Raw genomic sequence first — 15,233 nt, 5'->3', positions numbered from 1 at the left:
TTTCCGCCACGGTACCTGCTTCAGCCGTCCTGATCGCGGAGCTCGTCGAGCGCGTGCTGCAGGTCGTCCGGGTATTCGCTCTCGTAGCTCACCCAACCGCCTGCGGGGTGCTCGAACGAGAGGCTCCGGGCGTGCAGCCACTGCCTGGTGATCGCCAGCCGCCGCGCCAGCACCGGGTCCGCGCCGTAGGTCAGGTCGCCGACGCACGGGTGCTTGATCGCCGAGAAGTGCACGCGGATCTGGTGCGTGCGGCCGGTTTCCAGCTTCACGTCCACCAGCGAGGCGGCGCGGAACGCCTCCACCGTCTCGTAGTGCGTGATGCTCGGCTTGCCGCCGGTGACCACCGCGAACTTGTAGTCGTGGCGGGGGTGCCGGTCGATCGGCGCGTCGATGGTGCCGCGGCTGGGATCCGGGTGCCCCTGCACGACCGCGTGGTAGCGCTTGTCCACGGTGCGCTCCTTGAACGCCCGCTTGAGCACCGAGTACGCGTGCTCGCTCTTGGCGACGACCATGACCCCGGTGGTGCCCGCGTCGAGCCGATGCACGACGCCCTGCCGCTCCGCGGCCCCGGAGGTCGCGATGCTCACGCCGGCCGCGGCCAGCCCGCCGACCACCGTCGGTCCTTCCCAGCCCGGGCTCGGGTGCACCGCGACGCCGATCGGCTTGTCGACCACCACGATGTCGTCGTCCTGGTGGAGGATCTTCATGCCGTCCACCGGGACCGCGACGACCTGCAGCGGCTGCTGCGCCGCGGGCAGCGTCACCTCCAGCCACGACCCGGCCACCAGCCGGTCGGACTTGCCGACGGGGGTGCCGTCGAGCAGCACGTCACCGGATTCGGCCAGCGTGGCCACCGCGTTGCGGGACAGGCCCAGCATCTTGGCCAGACCTGCGTCCACCCGCATGCCGTCGAGCCCCTCGGGCACCGGCAAGTTTCGAAGATCGCTCACGAGTTGTTCTCCGCCGCCTTCTTCCGCCGGTGCACCGTGCCGTCGTAGTCGCGGCCGAGCAGCGAGAGCAGCACGACCAGCACACCACCGACGACGATGCAGCTGTCAGCGATGTTGAACACCGGCCACACCGCACCGCCGGGGGCCAGCACGGACAAGAAGTCCACGACGTGGCCCTGCAGCGGCCCGGGGGCGCGGAAGATGCGATCGGCGAGGTTGCCGCACGCGCCGCCGAGCACCAGGCCGAGGCCGACCGCCCAGCCGGGCGAGCGCAGCTTCGGCGCCAGCCAGATGATCACGCCGACCACCGCGATGGCCAGCAGCGCCAGCAACCAGGTCATGCCGGTGGCCAGCGAGAACGCCGCGCCCGGGTTGCGCAGCACGTCGAGGTAGAGCAGCCCGCCGAACACCTCGACCGGCGGTTCGCCCTCCAGCTGGTCGACCACGATGATCTTGGTGAGGGCGTCGAGCCCCAGCGCGACCACTGCTACGCCGAACAGCAGCGCCAGCAGCTTGGGCGACTTGCGCGGCTTCTCGCCGGTCTCGCCCGAGGGCGCGTCGGCGGAGGTCTCAGCGGCGGAGGTCTCGTCGGGTGCCTGCTCGGCGTCGACGTTCTCGCGGTCCGCCGGCTCCTCGGACGGTCGCTCTGAAGAGGACTGCTCGGTGCTCACGCCCCCATTGTCCCTGAACGCCCCGGACCGGATGCCAGCAGTCCCACCGCATCCCGCCCCCGCCACCACAGTTTCAATTGAAACTGCAGTTCCGAACACACCCACAACCCGCAGTTTCAATTGAAACTGTGACCCCCGGCGTGTCCGCCCCCGACACACCGACGACCTCCCGCAGTTTCAATTGAAACTGTGGTCCCTCGGCATGTCCGCACCCGACATGCCAACGGATGTCGGGATCCGACGCACCGAAGGATGTGGACAAGTGGTCCGGTCTGTGGAGAACTTCCGCAATTTCAATGGAAATTGGAGGTCCAATTTCCATTGAAATTGCGTCGGGACTGGCGGCGGAGCCACGTCGGGGTGCGGAACCGGGGGTGGGAGGCCCCGGGGAGCGGGTGGTCAGGGGAGGAAGTCCGGGAGGGGGCGCGGGTCGTCGGACGGGGTCCAGCGGCCGTCGACCAGCTCGTAGCGCCAGGCCGGGCCTTCCGCGACGAGCTCGTGCAGGGCGTTCACCAGGCGGTCGACGTGCTCCGCCGTGGTGCCCAGGCCGATGCTCACGCGCACCGCGCGCTCCGCGTCCGAGCCCGCGCGCGACAGGAGCCGCTTGGTCGCCAAGTGGGCGCAGAACAGGCCGTCGCGGACGCCGATGCCGTGCTCGGCGGACAGCGCAGCGGCGATCAGCCCGGGGTCCTGGCCGTCGATGCTGAAGCTCACGACACCGACGCGCTCGCGGTCGGCGTCGAACAGGCACAGCTCGCGCAGCCCCGGCACCTCGCGCAACCCGGCGCGCAACCGGCGCAGCAGCGCCTCCTCGTGCTCGACGACGTTGACCCAGTTCACCGACAGCGTCTCGCAGGCCTTGGCCAGCGCGTGCACGCCGACGGTGTTCGGCGAGCCCGCCTCGTGCCGCTCCTCACCGGTGTTCCAGCTGACCGCGCGCTCGTTCACCTTCCGCGTCGCGCCGCCACCGGCCAGGTACGGGTCCGCGGCGTTGAGCCAGTCCGCACGTCCGATCAGCGCGCCCGCGCCGAACGGCGCGTACAGCTTGTGCCCGGAGATCGCGACGTAGTCGATGTCGAGCTCGGCGATCCGCACCGGGCGGTGCGGGGCGAGCTGCGCGGCGTCCAGCACGGTCCGCGCGCCTCGGCGGCGGGCCACGCGGGCGAGTTCGGCGACCGGCCACAACTCACCGGTGACGTTCGACGCGCCGGTGATCACCGCCAGCCGCGGCCCCTCCGGGCATTCCGCCAGCGCGGCGTCCAGCGCGGCGACCGCGTCGGCCGGCGTCGCCGGGGCCTCGATCCGCCGCACCCGCGGACCGGTCCAGGGCAGCAGCGCGGCGTGGTGCTCGGTGTCGAAGACGACGACGGAAGTCCCCCGCGGCAAGGCCCCCGCCAGCAGGTTCAGCGCGTCGGTGGTGTTGCGGGTGAAGACCACCGAGTCGGTGCGGCGGGCGCCGACGAAGTCCCGCAGAACGTCCCGCGCGCCTTCGTAGACCCTGGTGCACACCTGCGAAGCGAAACCGGCGCCCCGGTGCACGCTGGCGTACCACGGGAGCAGCTGGTCGACGGCGGTCCGGACGCTGTCCAGACAAGGCGCGCTGGCCCCGTGATCGAGGTTGGCATAACCGACGCTCTCCCCGGTGACCAGCGGAACGTTCAACTCGTTCCCGGCGACCGCGGGCACGCGGCTGTCCACAGCGGACTGCTTCGGGATTCGGACAACGGCAGACGTCATGACGCCCTCCCAGGGGCCTCATCGGACCCTCCGAGAAGGGGTCCGCGCTTGCCGGATCGCCCTGCGCGACCGGCCAGGTCCTCACCCGGGGCACCCCACCGCGGTTGGAGGGTTGCCGGCCAGCGAGCCGGGGCTTCGCGCTGACACTCATGACCTTCGGAACAGCACACTAGAAAAGGCCCGCGCTGCGGGCAACACCCGTTCCCGAGGCGTGGGAGCGGTCTGCGTCACACCCATTCGCGCGGCCGGGTGGCGCCGGACGAACCGGCGCCACCCGAACACCGCAGGTCAGACGCGGGTGACGGACACCTTGATCTCGGTGCCGTCACCGACCGAGCCGGTGAAGCCATCGGCCACCTCACCGGGCTCGACCGCGTCGGCGAGGGTCTCGGCGGCGATGAACTCGCGGTGCGCCGCCACCGCCGACAGCACCTCCGCCGGCGCCGAAACGGTCACCGTGATCCGGTCGGAGACCTCGAAGTCGGCATCCTTGCGGGCCTGCTGGACGACGCGGACCGCGTCGCGGGCGACGCCCTCGGCCGCCAGCTCCGGGGTCACCTCGGTGTCCAGCACGACCAGGCCCAGGCCCGCGGGCAGCGCCGAAGCCGCACCGGAGTCGGTGGACACCAGCTGCTCGCTGAACTCGTTGTCCTGCAGCTCGATCCCGGCTGCGACGACCGCACCGCCCGGGGTGCGGCTCCACTCGCCCGACTTCACCGCCTTGATGACCTTCTGCACGTCGCGGCCCAGGCGCGGACCGGCCGCCCGCGCGTTCACCGCGATCTCGAAGTGGCCGTGCGCGGCCACGTCGGTGGTCAGCTCCAGCTCCTTGACGTTGATCTCGTCGCGGATCAGGTCGGCGAACGGCCGCAGGGCCTCCGCCTGCTCGGTGGCGACCACGAGCTTGGCCAGCGGCAGCCGCACGCGCAGCTTGTTGGCCTTGCGCAGCGCCGACGCCGAGGAGCACACCTGGCGGACCTGGTCCATCGCGGTGACCAGCGCCGCGTCCGCGGGCAGCTCGTCGACCAGCGGCCAGTCGGTCAGGTGCACCGAGCGGCCACCGGTCAGGCCGCGCCACACCGCCTCCGCGGTCAGCGGCAGCATCGGCGCCACCACCCGGCTGGTCACCTCCAGCACGGTGTGCAGGGTGTCGATGGCGTCGCGGTCACCAGCCCAGAAGCGGTCGCGGGAGCGCCGCACGTACCAGTTGGTCAGGACCTCCAGGAAGTCCCGGACGGTGTTGCACGCACCGGCCAGGTCGAGGGAGTCCATCGCGGCCTGCACGTCGCCGACCAGCTCGTGGGTCTTGGCCAGGACGTAGCGGTCCAGCACGTGCTGGCTGTCCACCCTGGACTGACCGGTGACGCCCTCGGCGTTGGCGTACAGCGCCAGGAAGTACCAGGAGTTCCACAGCGGCAGCACCGCCTGGCGCACCGCGTCCCGGATGCCCTGCTCGGTGACCACCAGGTCGCCGCCGCGCAGGATCGGGCTGGCCATCAGGAACCAGCGCATCGCGTCCGAGCCGTCGCGGTCGAAGACCTCGTTGACGTCCGGGTAGTTGCGCTTGGACTTCGACATCTTCTGCTTGTCGTCGCCCAGCACGATGCCGTGCGCCACCACGTTGGTGAACGCCGGCCGGTCGAACAGCGCCGTCGCCAGCACGTGCAGCAGGTAGAACCAGCCGCGGGTCTGCCCGTTGTACTCGACGATGAAGTCGCCCGGGTAGTGGTGCTCGAACCACTCGGAGTTCTCGAACGGGTAGTGCACCTGCGCGAACGGCATCGAGCCGGACTCGAACCAGCAGTCCAGCACCTCCGGCACCCGGCGCATGGTGGACTTGCCGGTCGGGTCGTCCGGGTTGGGCCGGGTCAGGTCGTCGATCTCCGGGCGGTGCAGGTCCTTCGGCCGCACGCCGAAGTCGCGCTCGAGCTCGTCCAGCGAGCCGTAGACGTCGGTGCGCGGGTAGTTCGGGTCGTCGGAGACCCACACCGGGATCGGCGAGCCCCAGTACCGGTTGCGCGAGATGTTCCAGTCGCGGGCGTTCTCCAGCCACTTGCCGAACTGGCCGTCCCGGATGTGCCCCGGCACCCAGTTGATCTGCTGGTTGAGCTCGACCATCCGGTCCTTGAACTTGCTGACCGCCACGAACCAGGACGACACCGCCCGCTGGATCAGCGCGTTGTCGCAGCGCCAGCAGTGCGGGTACGGGTGGTCGTAGGTCTCGTGCCGCAGCAGCAGGCCGCGGTCCTTGAGGTCGCGGGCGATCTGCTTGTTGGCCTCGAAGACCTGCAGGCCCTGGTACGGCGGCACCTCGGCGGTGAACTTGCCGTGCGCGTCGACCGGGACCACCGGCTCGATGCCCGCGGCGTCGGTGACGACCTTGTCGTCCTCACCGAAGGCGGGCGCGATGTGCACCAGCCCGGTGCCGTCGTCGGTGGTCACGTAGTCGGCGGCGAGCACCTGGTGGGCGTTCTCCCGGCCGACGAAGAAGTCGAACGGCGGCTGGTACTTCGTGCCCAGCAGGTCGCTGCCCTTGAACCGCTCCACGACGTGCTCGGCGACGTCCTCGCCGAGCTCCCGCGCGTAGGCGCTCAGCCGGGCCTCGGCCAGCACGTAGCGCTCCGAGCTGTTGGCCGGTGCGACGAGCACGTAGTCGACCTCGGGGTGCACCGCGGCGGCGAGGTTGGACGGCAGGGTCCACGGCGTGGTCGTCCACGCCAGGGCCAGCGCGCCGTCGTAGGCCTTGCCGGGGGCCTGGAGCCGCAGGCCGATCGTCACCGCCGGGTCCTGCCGCTGGCGGTAGACGTCGTCCATCTTGGTCTCGGTGTTGGACAGCGGCGTCTCGCAGCGCCAGCAGTACCAGAGCACCCGGAAGCCCTCGTAGACCAGACCCTTGTCCCACAGGGTCTTGAAGGCCCACATGACGCTTTCCATGTAGTCCAGGTCGAGCGTCTTGTAGTCGTTGTCGAAGTCCACCCACCGCGCCTGCCGGGTGACGTAGTCCTCCCACTCCGCGGTGTAGCGCAGCACGGAGGTGCGGCAGGCGTCGTTGAACTGGGCCACGCCCATGCTCTCGATCTCGGACTTCGAGGAGATGCCGAGCTGCTTCTCCGCCTCCACCTCGGCGGGCAGGCCGTGGCAGTCCCAGCCGAACCGGCGCTCGACGCGGCGACCGCGCATCGTCTGGTAGCGCGGCACCACGTCCTTGACGTAGCCGGTCAGCAGGTGCCCGTAGTGCGGCAGGCCGTTGGCGAACGGCGGGCCGTCGTAGAAGACGAACTCGTTGGCACCGTTGGTCCCGGCCTCGCGGGCCTCCACCGAGGCCCGGAAGGTGTCGTCGCTCGCCCAGAAATCCAGCACCTGGCGCTCGATGGCCGGGAACGCGGGCTGGGCAGCCACGCCGCGCTCACCGGCGTCGCCGAACTGAACCTTGGGATATGACATCGCGGATGCGCTCCTCGCGGTGTGTGTCGTTGCCGCCGCACGGTCACCGATGGTTCGGTGCCCACACGGGGACGACACCTCGTGCGCGTGCTCCGCACGAGATCCGCGGTACCACCCCGCTTGCCGCCGACGAACGTCGACGACCACTCGTTGCCAGCTGTGACGGGCTGGACCCGTCCGGTTCTACTGAGGTGCCACGGGCACCCGTTCTTCCGGAGGCTCCCCGGTGATGGCCGGATCATCGCCTGGTCGTTCCAGCGTACCGGTCCCCCGCCACCGGTTTTCACCGGTCCGCCATCCCACCTGGAGGACCGCTCTCACGAGCGGCGGACCTCGGCGGCGATCGTGGCGTTGGGGGCGCAGAGGGCGCAGGGCGTGAAGCCCAGTTCGCGGGCTTCGCGCAAGGTCAGCTCGATGGTCTTGCGGGAACCGATCCACTCGCAGGTGCGGACGTGGTAGCGCGGCCGCTCGTCGATCACCAGGACCTGGGCGTCCGGTCGCGCGACCTCGGAGGCGTTGCTGCGCTCCTCCGCCGGCTCCTCGCCGACGTCGGCGAACGGCGGTTCGGCCGTCTCCTGCTTGGCCGCCGCCCGGCGCCGCCGCACCCGGTCCGCCGCCAGCAGGCCGACCGCGACCGCGCTCGCCAGCACCGACAGCCACGCCAGTTCGGCCTCGCCGCCGAGGACGGCGCCGACCAGCACACCAGCGGCCAGCAGGACCAGCAGGAGCACGACCAACAGCACGCGACCTCACACCTCTCGCGACACGGCCCCGGACGCAGACCAGCGGCGACGGGCGCGCCACCCGTCGCCGCTGATGCGGACAGTTCCGTCAGCCGGCCTCGGCGGCACGTGCGCCGAAGCTGTAGCTGGCCTGCTGGCCCGAACGGCTGCTGCCGCTCTCGGCCGGCGCGGCCGAACCCCGGTCCTGCAGTTCGCGGAGCTGCGACTCCAGGTACGTCTGCAGTCGAGTGCGGTACTCGCGCTCGAACGTGCGCAGGGTTTCGATCTTCTTCTCGAGGGCGTTCTTCTCCGACGTGATGTTGCCCATCACCTCGGCGTGCTTGCGCTGCGCGTCGCGCTCCAGGTTGGCGGCCTTCTCGCGGGCCTGCCGCTCCAACGTCTCGGCCCGGGTCCGGGCGTCGTTGAGCATCGTCTCGGCACGGGTCCGGGACTCGTTGACCATGCTGTCGGACTTCGAGCGCGCTTCGGAAAGCAGCTGCTCGGACTTCGTCCGCGCTTCGGCCAGCATGCCGTCGGCCTCGGCCTTGGCCTCACCGGTCAGCCGGTCGGCCATCTCCTGCGCCAGGCCCAGCACCTTGGCGGCCTGCACGTGGTGGTCACCGCCGGGCGAGGTCTGCTCGGCAGCGGACGGCGCCGGAACCGGGGTGAGCCGGCGCGGTTCCTCCGTCGGTGCGGCCGGGGTCGAGGAAGCGGACGCCGCCTGGCTGCGGGCGTCGTCCAAGTCGACCTGCGCGGTCTGCAGCTGGGACTCCAGCTGCTCGACCTGGCCGCGCAGGTCGTTGTTCTCCTCCACCAGCCGGGCAAGCTCGGCTTCAACCAGGTCGAGGAATGCATCCACCTCGTCCTCGTTGTAGCCCCGCTTACCGATCGGAGGTTTGCTGAACGCGACGTTATGCACGTCGGCGGGGGTCAGGCCCACAAGATCACCTCACGCACTCCTCGGCTGCGGGTAGCCCGGGTTCCCCGTCACCCGGGCTGCACCAGTCGCATCAGTATGAACACGACCAGCAGCAGCACCATAATCGATAGGTCCAGTCCGACGCCGCCGATCCGGACCGTCGGAATCACCCGACGCACCAACTTTACGGGTGGGTCGGTCACTGTGTAGATGCTCTCCAACGCGATTGCAACCCCCCCAACGGGCCGCCAATCGCGAGCGAACACTCGAACGAGTTCGATCACGATACGGGCCGTGAGCAGGAGCCAGAAGAAGAACAGAACGTAAAACAGGACGATCTGCACCGGATTCACGCCTCAACTGTGCCACCACTCACCCGTAGTTGAAAAAGGCACCCTCGGCGAGCCGCCTCTTGTCCTCGGCCGCAACGTCCACGTTGGGCGGTGAGAGCAAGAACACGCGGTTGGTGACCTTCTCGATCGAGCCCCGGAGGGCGAACGCCAACCCAGCGGCGAAGTCGACCAGGCGCTTCGCGTCGGCCTCCTCCATCTCGGTCAGGTTCATGATCACCGGCGTGCCGTCCCGGTACTGCTCGCCGATCGTACGGGCCTCGCTGTAGCTGCGAGGGTGCAGGGTTGTGATCTTGCTCAAGTTGAACAGCGAACCGGTGTCGGTGACGGCCCGAAGCTGGGAGACGTTCTCCCGCGACTGGCTGGGCAGCGAGCTGCGCGGCGGCGCTTCCGCCGACCACTGCCGCCGCGGGCGCGGTGCCGGTTCCCGGAACTCCTCGATGAAGTCCGGCTCGGCATCGGGCTCCGACTGGTATCCGCCGCGGGTGCCGACACGACGTCGTGCGCCCCGCTCCGCGGGGCCGTCGTAGGTGTCGCGATCGGACTCGGCGTACCGGTCGCGATAGCCGACCTCGTCGTCGTACTCGTCGACCTCGTCGGCCGGAACCATGCCGAAGTAGGCCTTCAACTTGTGCAAAGCGCTCATCGGCATGCCCTTCCTCTTGCGACTCCTAGCACCGAGCACGAGGCGGCCGTCCGACCCCCCGATCCTGCGGCTACGGCGAGGTTAACCGCCGCCCGCCGAGCAACGCGGTTCCGACACGCACCCGGGTCGAGCCGTGGGCAACCGCACTTTCCAGGTCGCCGGACATCCCCGCCGACACCTCGACAGCTTCGGGGTGATCTCCCCGCAACCGCTCGGAGATCTTGGAAAGTGTGTCAAAGGCCACATCCGGATCGCCACCCAGGGGGGCGACCGCCATCACACCGCGCAGTCGAAGATCACTCGTCAGAGTGATCATATCTGCCAGCTCCGGGACCTCGTCGGGTCGGCAACCCCCGCGACCCTCCGACTCGTCCAGGCTGACCTGCAACAACACGTCCAGCGGGTGTGTTCGATCACCCGCCTCGATGGCGTTCGAGGTCGCCCGGCTCAGCGCCTCGACCAGGCGCGCGCTGTCCACCGACTCGACCACGTCGGCCCAGCGGACCACGGCTCGCGCCTTGTTCCGCTGCAACTGGCCGACCATGTGCCAGCGCACCGCCGCGGACGGGCGCAGCTCGTCGAACTCGGTGACCTTGCCGCGCGCTTCCTGCTCGCGGTTCTCCGCGAACTCGACGAGCCCCAGATCGGCCAGCAGCGCCGCGTCCGAGGCCGGGAACGTCTTCGTCACGGCCAGGAGCTCGACCTCCTGCGGCTGACGTCCGGCGGCCAGGCACGCCCGGTCGACCCGGTCGCGCACCTCGCGCAGCGATTCCGCCAGTTCCTGCCGACGCAGTTCCTCGCTCACTCGGCGTCCTCCGGCTCGGCCCAGATCACCGCGGCGAACCGCCCGGTGCGCCCGTCGTCGCGGCGGTGGCTGAACAGCTCCGGCGACTCCATCGTGCAGCGCGGATCCACGCCGATCTTGGCGATGCCGGCCGCGGCCAGCTGCTCCCAGAGCCCGGCGCGCAGGTCGAGCCCCGGCGTGCCCTTGCGGGTCTTGCACGCGCTGCCGGGAAGGTGCTCCTCCACGTCGGCCTGCATGGCGGCGGGCACCTCGTAGCACTCGCCGCAGGCGGCAGGTCCGAGCAGCGCCTCGATGCGACCGAGCTCGGCGCCCGCCTGCTGCATCGCTTTGAGCGCCGCCACGACGACTCCGACGCGCGCGCCGACCCGTCCGGCGTGCACCGCCGAGACGACACCGGTCTCCGGGTCGCCGAGCAGCACCGGCACGCAGTCCGCGGTGAGCACCGCGAGCGCCAGGTTCGGCTCAGCTGTCACCAACGCGTCGGTGGCCTCCACCGGCTCGGACCGCGGGCCGTCGACGACGGTCGCGGTGCGGCCGTGGATCTGCTCCATCCACACCAGGCGGTCCTCGGGCAGGCCGATGCCGTCGGCCAGCTTGCGCTGGTTCGCGGCCAGCGCCGCCGGGTCGTCGCCGACGCGACCCCCGAGGTTGAACGAATCGAACGGCGGCTTGGAACTGCCGCCCTCCCGCGTGGTGATCACGCGCCGGATCCGCACTGCTGCTCAGCCTCCCCTAAACATGAGTCGACACCGGGAGCGGAGTGCTCCCGGTGTCGATTCTCGCCCATGCGCCGCCACCTCTAACGGTGCGTCCACTCCGGTCCGGCGTTTCGGCTGGACCGGAGGTGCGCTCATCGGCGCATGAACGGCGGTATGTCGACGTCGTCGTCGCTGTCGTCGTTCACCGGCACGGCGCGGTTGCCCAGCCCGGCACCGGACCGCGTCGAAGTGCCGCCGTGCGTCGGGAAACCGCTCGTGCCCCGCGTCGTCGGCACCGTGACGCCCTGCTGGGCCGTCGAGGAACCGTCGCTGCCGAACAGCCCGGACCGCTGGCCGATGTCCGGGCGCTGGCGCACCGGCTCCGGCTCGGCCTGCGCCGGGGTTTCCGGCTGCTGCTGGACCGGCTGCGCGGGCTGCGGAGCCTGCTCGACCGGCTGAGCGGGCTGGGCCGGCTGCGCGACCTGCTGCGGCGGCTCCGGCGCGGCGACCGGCTGCTCCGGCTGCGGGGTCGGCGCGGGCGCCGGAGCGGTCTCCACCCGGCTCTCGACGACCTGCGGCTGGGCCGGCTTCTCGGTGCTCGCCACCGGTTCGGCGTCCTCGGTGCGGCCGCCGACCTTGGTCGGCTCGAGCTTCTTGTGCGTCGGCGTGCCGGAGTCGAAGCCCGCGGCGATCACCGTCACCCGCACCTCGTCGCCGAGCGAGTCGTCGATGACCGTACCGAAGATGATGTTGGCCTCGGGGTGCGCGGACTCCTGGACCAGCGATGCCGACTCGTTGATCTCGAACAGACCGAGGTCGGAACCACCCGCTATGGCCAGCAGGACGCCGTGCGCGCCCTCCATGGACGCTTCCAGCAGCGGCGAGTTGATCGCCTTCTGCGCGGCCTGCACGGCTCTGCCCTCACCGGCGGCCGAACCGATGCCCATCAGCGCGCTGCCCGCACCGGACATGACGCTCTTGACGTCGGCGAAGTCGAGGTTGATCAGACCGGGCGTGGTGATCAGGTCGGTGATGCCCTGGACACCGGAGAGCAGCACCTCGTCGGCGGAGCGGAAGGCGTCCATCAGGCTCACGCCGATGTCTCCGAGCTGCAGCAGCCGGTCGTTCGGGATGACGATCAGCGTGTCGCAGCAGTCGCGGAGCTCCTTGATGCCCTGCTCCGCCTGGGCCGCGCGGCGCTTGCCCTCGAAGGTGAACGGCCGCGTGACCACACCGATGGTCAGCGCGCCGAGCTTGCGCGCGATCGAAGCGACGACCGGTGCGCCACCGGTACCGGTGCCACCGCCTTCGCCCGCGGTCACGAACACCATGTCGGCGCCCTTGAGGACCTCTTCGATCTCCTCGGCGTGGTCCTCGGCCGCCTTGTGACCGACCTCCGGCGCGGCACCCGCGCCCAGGCCGCGGGTGAGCTCCCGACCGATGTCGAGCTTCACGTCGGCATCGGACATCAGCAGGGCCTGCGCGTCGGTGTTCACCGCGATGAACTCGACGCCCTTGAGCCCGACCTCGATCATGCGGTTCACGGCGTTGACGCCGCCGCCACCGATGCCGACGACCTTGATCACCGCGAGATAGTTGTGCGGGGGCGTCATCGGATCCGCCTTCCTGATCGTGGCTGGAGTGCTCTCTGCGTCGACCGCCGGGATGGTCGCTGGCCGGTCGCCGCCGATTCCGGTCCCCCTGGTCGCCACGGCAAGGGTTCGCCTGGTGCGGCCGATCCCGTGCCCGATCCGGACCGTAGGCGGGGCGACGCCGTTGCGTCCAGCAGCCACGCCGGGATCCGTGCCAGGTATGTTGCGCCGCGCACCTCGTCGCTTCCCGTCTCGACCGGTTCCGTTGTTGTCCAGCGGGTCCGCCGGCGGAGTCGCAGCGAGCCCAGTTCGTTCCTCCCCTTGTCGGCGCTCGCGTCGCGGACGCGATCACCAATGCACACCGTACCTGCCCACCGCCTCACCCGGTCGAGGCAGGCAGGGGTGATCACGCCGAATTCCAACGCGGCTGAGCCCGGCGGCGGCGGGCGGCGGCCGAAACACCCGGACGCGCGCCGGAATCCAGACCGGAGGTGTCCGGATTCGGTGCCACGGTCGGAGCTCGACCGATTCGCTGGAGCTGGAGGAAATCGAGGCATGGCAGGACAACTGCACGGCAAGGTCGCGCTGGTCGCCGGAGCCACCCGCGGCGCGGGGCGCGGCATCGCCGTGGAACTGGGGGCGGCCGGTGCGATCGTGTACGGGACCGGGCGCAGCACGCGGGCGCAGCGCTCGGACTACGACCGGCCGGAGACCATTGAGGACACTGCCGAGCTGGTGACCCGGGCCGGCGGCACCGGCATCGCGGTCCAGGTCGACCACACCGACCCCGAGCAGGTCCGGGACCTGGTGCGGCGGATCGAGGCGGAGCAGGGGCGGTTGGACGTCCTGGTCAACGACCTCGGCGGCGAACACCTGATGGACTGGGGCAAACCGATCTGGGAGCAGGACCTGGACAAGGGCCTGGGGCGGCTGCGGGTCGGCATCGAAGCGCACATGATCACCGCGCACTTCGCCCTGGCGCTGCTGAGCAAGCAGCCGGGCGGGCTGGTCGTGGAACTCACCGACGGCACCGCGGAGGTCCACGAGCAGTACTACCGCAGCGAGTGCGGCGCGTTCTTCGACATCGCGAAGACGGCCATGCACCGGTTGGCGCGCGCGGAGGGCGAGGAGCTGCGGGAGTTCGGCGGCACGGCGGTGTCGCTGACGCCGGGTTGGTTGCGCTCGGAGATGATGCTGGAGCACTTCGGCGTCACCGAGGAGAACTGGCGGGAATCCACCACCGCCCCCGAGGGCTTCGGGATCGCCGAGTCACCGGCCTACGTCGGCCGCGCGGTCGTCGCGCTGGCAGCGGATCCGGACGTGGCGCGGTGGAACACGCAGTCGCTGTCCAGCGGGCACCTGGCGAAGACCTACGGCTTCACCGACATCGACGGTTCCCAGCCGGACGCCTGGCGCTACATCCAGGAAGTCGAGTGGGTCGGGAAACCGGGCGACCCCGCCGATTACCGCTGATCCGGACTCGTGAGCGGCGGCGGTGGTAAGTGCCACCGCCGCCGCTCACGAGTCGTAGAGCGCGGTGAGGCGGCGGGCGGCCTGGGCGAAGCGGTGGCGGAGTTCTGGCGGGGCGAGGACTTCCAGCTCCGGGCCGAGAGCGAGGAGCTGGTCGTAGGCGATGTCGAGGGATTCGACCGGGAGCCGGGTGGTCACCCAGCCCTCGGCGTCCGGTTCGCCTGCCGTGGCTTCGGCTTCCCGGGCGCCCAAGCGATCGGTGGCCGCGGAGAGTTTCCGCAGGCCGGACGGGCTGACCCGGATGTCGATGGTTTCGCGCAGCAGGGAGCGGGCGAACTCCTCGGACTTCTCCTCCCAGAAGGCCGCCAGGTCGAAGTCCTCGGCCCGCGCGAACCCCTCGCCGCTGACCTCGACGCTGCGGAAGCGGTCCACGCGGTAGCTCGGGAAGCGCTGGCCGTGGCGGGCGATCACGTACCAAACACCGGCTTTGAGCACGAGTCCGTGCGGTTCGAGCTCGCGCCGCACCACCTCGTTCCCGCGCGCGTAGGACGCGGCGACCTTCAGGTCGGACCAGACCGCGCGGCTCAGCTCCGGCAGCACCTCGGGTGTTTCGGCCGCTCGGAACCAGCGCGGTGCGTCGAGGTGGAAGCGCTGGCCCACGCGCTGCGGCGCGTCGCGGAACGGTGGTGCGAGGGCGGCCGACGCCTTGCGCCGTGCGGCCGCGGCCGCCTCCTCCAGTCCCATCCCGGTGGCCGCTGCGGGCACCCCGGACAGGAACAGCGCTTCGGCTTCGGCCTGGTGCAGTCCGGTGAGCTTCGAGCGGTAGCCGCCCAGCAGCCGGTACCCGCCGGCCCGGCCTCGCTCGGCGTAGACCGGGACTCCCGCCTCGGCCAGCGCGAGCACGTCGCGGGCCACGGTGCGCTCGGAAACCTCCAGCTCGCGGGCGAGTTCCGGAGCGGTCATCGATTCCCGCACCTGGAGCAAGCACAACAACGAGACCAACCGCGACGCCCGCACCCGGCCACCTCCTCACCCGCGGCGAAGCTACCCCGGCGCACCGACACCACGCCGCAGTGCCGACCTTGCGGTTCCGCCTGGCTGGTGCAGTACCACAGTTTCAATTGAAACTGCAGATCCCACCCACGGCGGATCACAGTTTCAATTGAAACTGCACACCCGGGCGTGTCGGGACACCGGCGTGTCGGGAGGTGGGGACAACCCGGGTCACC

13 protein-coding genes and 1 riboswitch are annotated in these 15,233 nt (G+C 70.5%); of the genes, 1 reads left to right on the top strand and 12 read right to left on the bottom strand.

Annotated elements, in window-relative coordinates; translation table 11 throughout:
- Positions 1-20: 20 nt before the first annotated feature.
- The 11 genes from OU415_RS03320 to ftsZ all read right to left on the bottom strand — a co-directional run bounded on the left by OU415_RS03320 (position 21) and on the right by ftsZ (position 12,555).
- The gene (locus OU415_RS03320; RefSeq protein ID WP_270947117.1) at positions 21-905 is read right to left on the bottom strand and encodes an RluA family pseudouridine synthase; all 885 of its coding nucleotides are present in this window, start codon (positions 903-905) and stop codon (positions 21-23) included.
- A gap of 41 nt (positions 906-946) precedes the next feature.
- Positions 947-1,621, bottom strand: coding sequence for a signal peptidase II (gene lspA, locus OU415_RS03315; RefSeq protein ID WP_408641771.1), 675 nt, complete (start codon positions 1,619-1,621; stop codon positions 947-949).
- Positions 1,622-2,020: 399 nt separating this feature from the next.
- Positions 2,021-3,358 (bottom strand): aminotransferase class V-fold PLP-dependent enzyme, encoded by a 1,338-nt coding sequence (locus OU415_RS03310; RefSeq protein WP_270947014.1) that lies wholly within the window; start codon positions 3,356-3,358, stop codon positions 2,021-2,023.
- 39 nt (positions 3,359-3,397) lie between these two features.
- A riboswitch (SAM riboswitch) is annotated at positions 3,398-3,513 on the bottom strand.
- A gap of 133 nt (positions 3,514-3,646) precedes the next feature.
- Positions 3,647-6,802: an isoleucine--tRNA ligase gene (ileS, locus tag OU415_RS03305; RefSeq protein WP_270947013.1), complete on the bottom strand. Its 3,156-nt coding sequence runs from the start codon at positions 6,800-6,802 to the stop codon at positions 3,647-3,649.
- A gap of 317 nt (positions 6,803-7,119) precedes the next feature.
- Positions 7,120-7,545, bottom strand: coding sequence for a hypothetical protein (locus OU415_RS03300; protein WP_270947012.1), 426 nt, complete (start codon positions 7,543-7,545; stop codon positions 7,120-7,122).
- Between the two features lie 88 nt (positions 7,546-7,633).
- On the bottom strand, positions 7,634-8,464 hold the full coding sequence (gene wag31, locus OU415_RS03295; RefSeq protein ID WP_270947011.1) for a DivIVA-like cell division protein Wag31: 831 nt from the start codon (positions 8,462-8,464) through the stop codon (positions 7,634-7,636).
- 47 nt (positions 8,465-8,511) lie between these two features.
- A complete protein-coding gene (locus tag OU415_RS03290) occupies positions 8,512-8,796 on the bottom strand; it encodes a YggT family protein (RefSeq protein WP_093160639.1) in 285 nt (94 codons plus the stop codon).
- Between the two features lie 19 nt (positions 8,797-8,815).
- The gene (gene sepF, locus OU415_RS03285; RefSeq protein WP_270947010.1) at positions 8,816-9,439 is read right to left on the bottom strand and encodes a cell division protein SepF; all 624 of its coding nucleotides are present in this window, start codon (positions 9,437-9,439) and stop codon (positions 8,816-8,818) included.
- A gap of 70 nt (positions 9,440-9,509) precedes the next feature.
- The gene (locus tag OU415_RS03280; protein WP_270947009.1) at positions 9,510-10,244 is read right to left on the bottom strand and encodes a YggS family pyridoxal phosphate-dependent enzyme; all 735 of its coding nucleotides are present in this window, start codon (positions 10,242-10,244) and stop codon (positions 9,510-9,512) included.
- Positions 10,241-10,960, bottom strand: a complete 720-nt coding sequence (pgeF, locus tag OU415_RS03275; protein ID WP_270947008.1) for a peptidoglycan editing factor PgeF — start codon at positions 10,958-10,960, stop codon at positions 10,241-10,243. Before pgeF ends, OU415_RS03280 begins: the two co-directional genes overlap by 4 nt.
- 134 nt (positions 10,961-11,094) lie before the next feature.
- A complete protein-coding gene (gene ftsZ, locus OU415_RS03270) occupies positions 11,095-12,555 on the bottom strand; it encodes a cell division protein FtsZ (protein ID WP_270947007.1) in 1,461 nt (486 codons plus the stop codon).
- Between the two features lie 534 nt (positions 12,556-13,089).
- On the opposite strand from ftsZ, the gene OU415_RS03265 reads away from it, so the two are divergent.
- Positions 13,090-14,007 (top strand): SDR family oxidoreductase, encoded by a 918-nt coding sequence (locus OU415_RS03265; RefSeq protein ID WP_270947006.1) that lies wholly within the window; start codon positions 13,090-13,092, stop codon positions 14,005-14,007.
- Between the two features lie 45 nt (positions 14,008-14,052).
- Here OU415_RS03265 and OU415_RS03260 read toward each other — a convergent pair whose 3' ends face one another.
- A complete protein-coding gene (locus OU415_RS03260) occupies positions 14,053-15,021 on the bottom strand; it encodes a helix-turn-helix transcriptional regulator (protein WP_333776930.1) in 969 nt (322 codons plus the stop codon).
- Positions 15,022-15,233 lie beyond the last annotated feature (212 nt).

This window comes from Saccharopolyspora oryzae, assembly GCF_027853915.1.
Classification (GTDB): domain Bacteria; phylum Actinomycetota; class Actinomycetes; order Mycobacteriales; family Pseudonocardiaceae; genus Saccharopolyspora; species Saccharopolyspora oryzae.
The sequence above is the reverse complement of the archived record's forward strand: the minus strand, read 5'-3'. Positions and strand labels throughout refer to the sequence as shown.

Coding starts and splice junctions, on each gene's coding strand:
- OU415_RS03265 (WP_270947006.1), top strand. CDS start 13,090: ATGGCAGGACAACTGCACGGCAAGGTCGCGCTGGTCGCCGGAGCCACC.
- sepF (WP_270947010.1), bottom strand. CDS start 9,439: ATGAGCGCTTTGCACAAGTTGAAGGCCTACTTCGGCATGGTTCCGGCC.
- ftsZ (WP_270947007.1), bottom strand. CDS start 12,555: ATGACGCCCCCGCACAACTATCTCGCGGTGATCAAGGTCGTCGGCATC.
- OU415_RS03320 (WP_270947117.1), bottom strand. CDS start 905: ATGCGGGTGGACGCAGGTCTGGCCAAGATGCTGGGCCTGTCCCGCAAC.
- OU415_RS03310 (WP_270947014.1), bottom strand. CDS start 3,358: ATGACGTCTGCCGTTGTCCGAATCCCGAAGCAGTCCGCTGTGGACAGC.
- ileS (WP_270947013.1), bottom strand. CDS start 6,802: ATGTCATATCCCAAGGTTCAGTTCGGCGACGCCGGTGAGCGCGGCGTG.